Origin of the sequence: Neisseria sp., assembly GCF_041804105.1 — a bacterium.
Taxonomy (GTDB): domain Bacteria; phylum Pseudomonadota; class Gammaproteobacteria; order Burkholderiales; family Neisseriaceae; genus Neisseria.
The window spans coordinates 1-7,412 of record NZ_JBHCJY010000110.1; the positions used below are offsets into that span (position 1 = coordinate 1).

At 56.1% G+C, this 7,412-nt stretch carries 5 protein-coding genes; all 5 read left to right on the forward strand.

The features are described 5' to 3' along the window. A partial coding sequence (locus tag ACEYDX_RS09805; protein ID WP_373741841.1) for a DegT/DnrJ/EryC1/StrS family aminotransferase occupies positions 1–671 on the forward strand: 671 nt, incomplete at its 5' end. Positions 672–1,068: 397 nt separating this feature from the next. Beyond that, positions 1,069–2,979, forward strand: coding sequence for a polysaccharide biosynthesis protein (locus ACEYDX_RS09810; RefSeq protein ID WP_373741842.1), 1,911 nt, complete (start codon positions 1,069–1,071; stop codon positions 2,977–2,979). A 150-nt stretch (positions 2,980–3,129) separates the two neighbouring features. After that, positions 3,130–4,251: a polysaccharide export protein gene (locus ACEYDX_RS09815; RefSeq protein ID WP_373741843.1), complete on the forward strand. Its 1,122-nt coding sequence runs from the start codon at positions 3,130–3,132 to the stop codon at positions 4,249–4,251. A gap of 124 nt (positions 4,252–4,375) precedes the next feature. Then, positions 4,376–4,837, forward strand: coding sequence for a low molecular weight phosphotyrosine protein phosphatase (locus tag ACEYDX_RS09820; RefSeq protein ID WP_373741845.1), 462 nt, complete (start codon positions 4,376–4,378; stop codon positions 4,835–4,837). A 130-nt stretch (positions 4,838–4,967) separates the two neighbouring features. Next, complete coding sequence (locus ACEYDX_RS09825) at positions 4,968–7,154, forward strand: polysaccharide biosynthesis tyrosine autokinase (RefSeq protein ID WP_373741844.1); 2,187 nt, start codon at positions 4,968–4,970, stop codon at positions 7,152–7,154. The last annotated feature ends 258 nt before the right edge of the window (positions 7,155–7,412 follow it).

Below are 7,412 nucleotides of genomic sequence, written 5' to 3' on the forward strand. Positions count from 1 at the left end.
CCGTCGGCTCCATCGGCCATGTCGGCGCGTGGTCGTTCTGCCAAGACAAAATCATGACCACCGGCGGCGAAGGCGGCATGGTTACCACCAACGATAAAGATTTGTGGTCGAAAATGTGGTCGTATAAAGACCACGGCAAAAGCTACGATGCCGTTTATAACCGCCAACACCCGCCCGGCTTCCGCTGGCTGCACGAGAGTTTCGGCACCAACTGGCGCATGATGGAAATGCAGGCGGTTATCGGCCGCATCCAGCTCAAGCGCATGGGCGAATGGACGGCCAAACGCCAAGCCAACGCCGCCCGACTGGAAGCTGCCTTGGGCAAATTCTCCGCCATCCGCCTGATTGAAGTACCCGACTACATCGAACACGCGCAATACAAATATTACGCTTTCGTGAAGCCCGAAAACCTAAAAAACGGCTGGACGCGCGACCGCATCGTCGACGAACTCAACGCGCGCAAAGTACCGTGTTATCAAGGGAGCTGCTCGGAAGTGTATTTGGAAAAAGCCTTCGACGGCACACCGTGGCGGCCCGAACGCCGTCTGAAAAACGCAGTGGAGCTGGGCGAAACTTCGCTGATGTTTCTGGTGCACCCCACCATCACGCCTGAAGAAATGGCGTTCTGCTGCAAAAACATCGAAGAAGTACTGGCGGAAGCGTCCGCATAACCGTTTCAGACGGCCTGTGCCGTTCCGCCTGCAATCAAGACAGCAAAAACCGCAGGCCGTCTGAAAAAACGATGCAGACAACAGTTACGGTTAGCCGATGCAAACAGCAAACGGCGCGACCGTACCATTGGCGGTTTTCGGATAACAGGCCGTCTGAAAAATACAGTATCCGGCCAAACCGGATAGCGCATACGGTCAGGCCGTCTGAAACAGCTTAAAGTGTTCCGCCGACGGCATACTATCCGCAAACCCTATTTCCCGTTTCCCGAAACGGATACCGCGCCGCGCTTTGGGCGGCACACCTTCCTTTCAGACGGCCTGCCCGTTTCACAGGCCGTCTGAAACCCGACACCACAGCAAAACCCGTTTGAAAACAACAAAAACAACCGGACAAAACATGAATCTCGAAACCCTGCTGGCCCTGCCGCGCAATGTCAAAAAAACCTTTTTCGTCGTTCACGACACGCTGGTGATTTTCGTCTCTTTCTGGTTTGCCCAAAGCCTGAAGGCCGACTATTTCCGCGAATGGAACGACCCCGCCAACTGGCTGGCATTCGCCGCCACCGCGGTGCTGACGGTGTTGCTGTTCGTGCGTCTCGGGCTTTACCGCGCCGTTACCCGCTACGTCAGCACGCGCATCCTGTCCACCGCCGTCCTCGGCTGCATCGTGTCGGCGATGGTTTTTCTCGGCAGCGTGCTCGCTTTCGAACAGCAGCTCCGCCTCGCCCTGCCCGTGGTGTATTTCCTGATGCTGGTGGTGCTGGTAACCAGTTCGCGCATCCTGCTCAAAATCGTGCTGACCGACCGCAGCCACCGCAAACAGATGGCGCCCGTGATTATTTACGGTGCGGGCCAGTCGGGACGGCAGCTGCTCGAAGCAGTCAAACAGGTCAATGAATACAACGCCGTGGCGTTCGTGGACGACAATCCCGCCATCCAGCGCACGGTCATTAACGATTTGTCGGTGTACAGGCCGTCTGAAATCCGCAATCTGATCGACCGCTACGGCGTGGAAAAAATCCTGCTGGCGATTCCGAGCGCACCTCAGGAACAGCGCAAGCTGATTATCGAACGCCTGGAACAATACCCCTGCGAAGTGCTGGCGATTCCGGGCATGAAGGATTTGGTGGACGGTAGAATCAGCGTGAGTTCGCTGAAAAAAGTGTCGGTGGTCGACCTGCTCGGCCGCGACCCCGTTGCCCCCCGTCCCGAACTGATGAGTGCCGACATCGAAGGCAAAGTGGTGATGGTAACGGGCGCGGGCGGTTCTATCGGTTCGGAACTGTGCCGCCAGATTATCCGCAACCGCCCTGCCAAACTGCTGCTGTTCGAATTGTCGGAATTTTCACTGTACAGCATCGATAAAGAACTCAACGAATTTCAGACGGCCTCGGGCGGCAGCGTCGAAATCGTTCCGCTTCTGGGTTCGGTGCAGCACCGCAACCGCCTGTACAGCACCATGAAAGCCTTCGGCGTACAAACCGTATACCACGCCGCCGCCTACAAACATGTGCCGATGGTAGAATTCAACACCATCGAAGGTGTGCGCAACAACGTGTACGGCACGCTCTTCTGCGCACAGGCCGCCGTCGATGCGGGTGTGGAAACCTTCGTGTTAATTTCCACCGACAAAGCCGTACGCCCCACCAACACCATGGGCGCGAGCAAGCGCATGGCCGAACTCTGCCTGCAGGCGCTGGCTGCCGAACCGCAACAGCAAACCCGTTTCTGCATGGTGCGCTTCGGCAACGTGCTCGGTTCCTCCGGCTCGGTCGTGCCCGTGTTTGAAAAACAAATCGCGCAGGGCGGCCCGATTACGCTGACCCACGAAGACATCACCCGCTACTTCATGACCATTCCCGAAGCCGCCCAACTGGTGATTCAGGCCGGCGCAATGGGCAAAGGCGGCGACGTATTCGTGCTTGACATGGGAGAATCGGTTAAAATCATCGACTTAGCACGGCAGATGATCAAACTGAGCGGCCTGACCGAAAAAACCGCACAGCGTCCCGAAGGCGACATCGAAATCAAAATCACCGGCCTTCGCCCGGGCGAAAAATTGTATGAAGAATTGTTAATCGGCGACGAAGTGCAGAAGACCACTCATCCCCGTATTATGACCGCCAGTGAAGTAATGCTGCCGTGGGAAGAATTATCTGACATACTTACGCAGATGGACGCAGCCTGCCGCGAAATGAACCAACCGTCATTACGCGCACTCTTATTGAAAGCGCCCACCGGTTTCAACCCGAAAGACGACATCTGCGATTTGGTGTGGGCGCAGGCGCACAACGGCCGACCCGCCTGAAAAGGACACACGGGCAGACATTTCCCCTGCCGTCCCGCGTTGTCAGGCCGATCCGCCCATCCGAATACCGCAGGCCGCCCATTCCGTTTTCAGACGGCCTGCCCGATTACGACAAAATCCGAAAACAAAGAAGAAGGAAACAGCATCCCCATGAGCAAAAACAAACTCGCCCTGATTACCCTCTCCCTGCTGGCCGCCGGCTGTACCGTCGTTCCCGGTTCGTCCATGTCCACGCGCGGCAAAGAAATCGTTTATGAAAACGGCGAATCCGCCGCCGATACCGCGCTCGACAAACGCGTGGCCGTATATCCCATCACAATGGGTCTGGTCGAGCGCATGAAGTCCCCGCCCGTCGTCGCCCAGCCCAATCCCGTCGTGGCGCAGCAGAAATCCGCCTACCGCTACCGTTTCGGCAGCGGCGACGTATTGAATATCTCCGTATGGGCGCACAACGACCTGAACACCAACAACCCCAACAGCAACCCGCAAAACCACCAGGTCAGCCGCGGCGCATGGGTTGACGAAGCAGGCTACATCTCCTATCCCTTGGCCGGCAAAATACAGGCCAAGGGCAAAACCATCTCCGAACTCGAGCGCGCCCTGACAGGCCGTCTGAAACGCTACATCAAAAACCCGCAGGTTACGATTAACGTTACCGAGTTCCGCTCGCAGAAAGTTTCCGTCACCGGCGCGGTAAAAAAACCCGGCCAGCTGCCGATTACCAACGTCCCGATGACCATCATGGACGCGATTAACATGTCCGAAGGCGTCAGCGGCGGCGACACCCGCAACGTCAAGTGGACGCACAACGGCGTCGAACGCACCATCTCGCTGCAAAACATCATGCAGCACGGCGACCTGTCGCAAAACTACCTGCTGAGCAACGGCGACATCGTCTACGTCCCCTCTGGCGACAACAGCAAAGTCTACGTGATGGGCGAAACCGGAAAACAGGCCACGCTCAACATCGGCGGCCACGGCCTCAACCTGACACAGGCCTTGGGTTACGTCGGCGGCATGAACCAAAATATTGCCGATGCCAAAGGCGTGTTCGTGATGCGCAAAGCCCCCGAAGGCGCGGCCAAACCCATCCACGTTTACCAGCTCAACCTGAAAGACGCCACCGCCTACGCGCTCGGCAACCAGTTCCAGTTGCAGCCCGAAGACGTGGTATTCGTAACCGCCGCACCGGTAAGCCGCTGGAACCGCGTGGTTTCCCAGCTTACCAACTCGTTTACCGGCGTAAGCTCCGTGCGTACCGCCGTCGAATAAACCTTTTTTTGAACCGAGCGCCGCCGCGCTTTTCAGACGGCCCCCGCCGCATCATGCAGGCCGTCTGAAAAGTACGGCGGCTGAAGCCCGAAGTACAAGCAATACCATGTCGAACAACCTTTCCATGTTTCACAACATCCTCGTCGTCTGTATCGGCAACATCTGCCGCTCGCCCACCGCAGAGCGGCTGTTGCAGAAAAAGCTGCCCCGCCACTGCGTATTCTCCGCAGGTTTGAAGGCGCTGGCCGGCGAAGATGCCGATTTCCAAGCCATCAAAACCGCCCTGAAACACGGCACCGTCATTGCCGGCCATACCGCCCGCCAATTAACCGACGAAATGTGCAGACAGGCCGACCTGATACTGGTGATGGAACCCGAACACATCGAAATGGTTGCAGCCGTCGACCCTTCGGCCCGCAGCAAAACCATCCTGTTTGCCCAATGGCTGCCGAAGCAGAGCGTGCCCGACCCATACAAGCAGAGCCCCGAAATGTTCGAAGCCGTTTACCGGCAGCTCGACGAAGCCGCCGACACATGGGCGCAGAAACTTTCGGGAAACGTTACCGTCGGGCAGCTTAAAAACTGAATAAAACCCGTCCCGCTCCGGCACATCCCCGGATGCAGAACCCCGAAATACGGCCGGTTGCAGATTTCCCGACCAAGGCCGTCTGAAAACGCTTGGGACAACGTTTCAAACCATCAAGGAATTTACAGCAATGACTCAATTCAACAACCATCCGGTACGCAGCCACGGCAACGAAATCGACCTCGGACAGCAGGTGCGCAACCTGATGCAGCATAAATACAAAATCCTGCTCGCCATGCTCGTCGGCGGTGCGCTCGGTGCCGCATACAGCTTTTCGGCCACCCCGCTCTACCGCGCCGAAGCCATGCTGGAAATCGAAACCAAGCAGAACCAGGTGCTGACCGAAATCAACAACATCCTGTCCAACGACCCCACCGACCTGACATCCGAAGGACAGGTGGACTTGGTGCAGTCGCGCGCCGTCATCGGCAAAACCGTCGACGACCTCCAGCTCGACCGCGAAATCACGCCGCAATACCTGCCCCTTATCGGTCGTCTGATTCACAAAATCAACGGCGGCATCGACCCTGTCCTCAAAACCGGCATCTTTACCGTGCGTGAAGACTGGATTAACGAACCGTTCATGCTGACCGCCAAAAACAGCAAAAGCTACACCCTAACCCTGCCCGATGGCCGCAGCCTTCCCGGAACGGTCGGCACGCCGCTGAAAATCGACGCATCCACCACATTGCAGGTCACCCAGATTCTTGCCGAACCCAATCAGGAATTCGAGCTGGTCAAATTCTCTAAATTAAGTGCCATCGAAAACGTCAAAAAGAGTCTGGCCGTTGTCAGCAAAGGCAAAACCAGCCCGATTATCAACCTGAGTTACACCAGTGAAGACCCCAAACACACCAGCACGGTACTCAACAGAATCGCCGACAACTACGTCAACCAAAACCGCGAGCGCGACGTACAGGTCGCCACCAGCGGACTGGCATTTATCAGCGAAGAACTGCCGCGCCTGAAAACCATTCTGGGCGAAGCGGAAGACCGCTTAAACGCATACCGCAAACACAGCGGTTCGCTCGACATTCCCGTCGAATCGAAAGGCGCGATTGAAAGCCTGACATCAATCGAATCCCAAATTACCGCGCTCAAAACCGAAGAAGCGGGTCTGGCCGAACTGTACACGCCCGAACACCCCAACTATAAAGCGGTTCTCGACAAACTGTCCGTACTGGAAAACGCCAAAAACCGCATCAACCAGCAGATTGCCTCCCTGCCCAATACCCAACAGGAAGTCATCCGTCTCAACCGCGATGTCGAAACCTCGCAGGCAACCTACACCCAGCTTTTGGCCAAACAACAGGAACTCAACATTCTCAAAGCCAGCGCGCAAGGTAACGTGCGTGTTATCGACCACGCCTTCGAACCCGAAAAACCCGTTGCTCCGCGCAAAGCCGTCATTACCCTGTTGAGCGCGCTGGGCTTGGGCACATTGGCCGCCGCTTGGTACATGACCCGCAAAACCGCGGCCGTCCGCCAAGGGCTGTTGTCCACCGACGAAATCGAAAGCAGCGGTTTGGAAATCTCTGCCCAAATCCCCTATTCCAAAACCCAACGCAAACACGATGCCCGCGACAGCAAATTCAAAATCGGCGGCGGCGAACCCTACCTCTTGGCCACGGACGACGGTGCCGATGCCGCAGTGGAAGCCATCCGCGGCCTGCGTACCAACATCTATTTCTCCATGATAGATGCCAAAAACAACGTCCTGATGATTACCGGCGCCACTCCCAGCGCAGGCAAATCGTTTATTTCCTCCAACCTCGCCACCGTGATGGCCCAATCCGGCAAAACCGTTTTGCTGATTGACACGGATATGCGGCGCGGCTATCTTGAACAGTCTTTCGGTGTCCGTGCCGAAAACGGTTTAGCCGAATTGTTGGGCGGTAAAATTTCCCCCAAAGATGCCGTCCAAACCACCGAAATCCCCAACCTGAGCTTCATCAGCCATGGCGAATATCCGAAAAACCCGTCCGAACTGCTGATGGACAACCGCTTCCGCGAACTGCTCGAACAAGCGAAAGGCCGTTACGACTACATCATCATCGACACGCCGCCTGTATTGGCAGTAACCGATGCGGCCATTATCGGCCAACATGCCGGCACCAGCCTGATGGTTGTCCGCTACGACAGCACCACTGCCGACGAAATGCACGAAAGCATCAACCGCCTGCGCCACAACAAGGTGCAAATCAAAGGCATCGTTTTCAACGGCATCAAACGCGAAGCACCGAACAGCGGCTACCATTACTATGCCTACACCACTGCATACGGTGACAAACCTTATCCGCCCAAACAGAAAGCGTAAAACCGTGTTCCAACAAAAAAGATACCGCAGCAATGCGGTATCTTTTTTGTTTACTTAAATTAATTTTCAGACGGCCACCATGCCGCAGCAACCTTTATACAGACAAACCCTACTATATCAAATAAACATATTATTCGATACAATTCCACCATGGCCTATTCACAAGACTTCAAACAACTCGTGCTCAAAAAACTCCGTCAAGGATGGACGATTCGTAGAGCCGCAAAAGAATTCGGCATCGCCATCTCCACCATCACG